The following is a 1,541-nucleotide window of genomic DNA, read 5'->3' as shown; positions in this document are numbered from 1 at the left end:
TAGACAGCAAGCCTTCCAAATGTCGCTAAATGGCTTCAATAAGACGCAAATAGCCGAAGTTTTAGGGGTAAGCAGGCAGACAGTTATTAATTGGCTTAAGAACCCTCAAAAATATATTTTAGGGGTGTAAAAGTGCCCATATCAGATAATACTCGCCTGTGGCGAGTTTTATCTTTTTTAGACCTGTCATTTGAGTCAATCTGGTATATGTTCCACGCTCTTAAAATTAAGCATAGGCTATTTCAAAAACCCAAAAAAAAAGCCAAGTAGTTCCAAGGGATAAAATATGACTTTAATTTATAAAAATTACATAAATTGACTTTCTAAGTCCAAAAGAGGGTAGGAGAGCAGTTTAAGGTCATAAGCTCAGGACCCGTCGTTTACGACGATTGCTCAGTTATTTAAGTGTGATGAGGGACACACAGATTTTAATTAATTCAGCAGAATCTACTGCATAAAAACCAGTTTTGAAGGTCGAGTTTTGAAGACCTGATTTAAATCCTTGTTTACTCAAGTTTGTTTCGAAATAGCTGCTTGATGCCACTCAAGCTATTCTTTCTGATTCAGTTTTTTTCGGTTAAAATATTGGGGCTTAGACCGCCAAGTCCATGAGATCGCCAAATCTCACACCAATATTTCAACCTTCCATTTCCTAACACGCCACCAAACTTAACGGCGCGGCTTTTCGTTACTCAACTCAATCCTAACCTTTCGCTCAAACCAAGTTGCTACCTTTACCATTACAGTAAAGCCCTACTATGCCACTCTCCCTCACTTCTCGCTCCGATTATACCCACAACTTTTTCTCAGACCTTTTCAAACTCGAAAAGACATCCAATAGAGTCTTGATCTTCAACGCTAAAAGTGATTCCCAAGTTAGTCCCTAAAGCAGTTGTTCCCATTACTGGAAACTATGAGTTTCCCGTGTCACCTCGAATATGCACACCTACATTCCTATATCCCCTGATCGCAGTTCCAAGTCTTATCAGGTTTATACAATGTACACACTCTCAACAGCACACACGTTTCTCACTTACCCAAATCCACATAAAGGTTTCTTTTCACCCCCTGCGGACGTTACAGGCTTAAGCTATCCATTGATCTCAGCAGCAGTTCACGTCTCCCGACAGAAACCACCTACAACCGAGTACCGACTGCGCCACCATTACGCTTGCAGCCCTAGTGCATCACTACACTCTCAAAAGCCCACCTGTGAGTACAACTTCCGCCCTTGTCCTTATTGTTTTTGTTGAACTTGAAGCGGCTAGTTGTCGGCTATTAACGAGTTTATCAATCCTTGAAAACTCTGACCGTCTGCTTTTACCTCCTAAAAGGTACTTTTAAAAAAGAAGGACAGGAATTTTTCAGTTATATGGCTTTATCAACCATACAACCTAGACAGAAATTAAATCTCTGCCACGTGTCACCACGCTTCCGTCTCCTTGTCGCCCAACTACTTCACCCCTAACAGGAAAGTAGGAACAGGTAGAATCAGGGGTTTCACCCTTCAGCCCCTATCGTAGCCGCGCCAGCTAGGGTTT

The 1,541-nt window shown here is 41.8% G+C and carries 1 protein-coding gene; it reads left to right on the top strand.

The window, feature by feature from the left end; all coding sequences use genetic code 11:
• Nucleotides 1–130, top strand: a 130-nt coding sequence (locus FTV38_RS18485; protein ID WP_180023042.1) for a helix-turn-helix domain-containing protein, incomplete at its 5' end; no start/stop codon positions are given.
• Nucleotides 131–1,541: the final 1,411 nt, after the last annotated feature.

Source organism: Acinetobacter sp. YH16044, assembly GCF_013417145.1.
GTDB classification, from domain to species: Bacteria; Pseudomonadota; Gammaproteobacteria; order Pseudomonadales; family Moraxellaceae; genus Acinetobacter; species Acinetobacter amyesii.
Note: the sequence above shows the minus strand (reverse complement) of the source record. Positions and strands in the feature narration are given on the sequence as shown.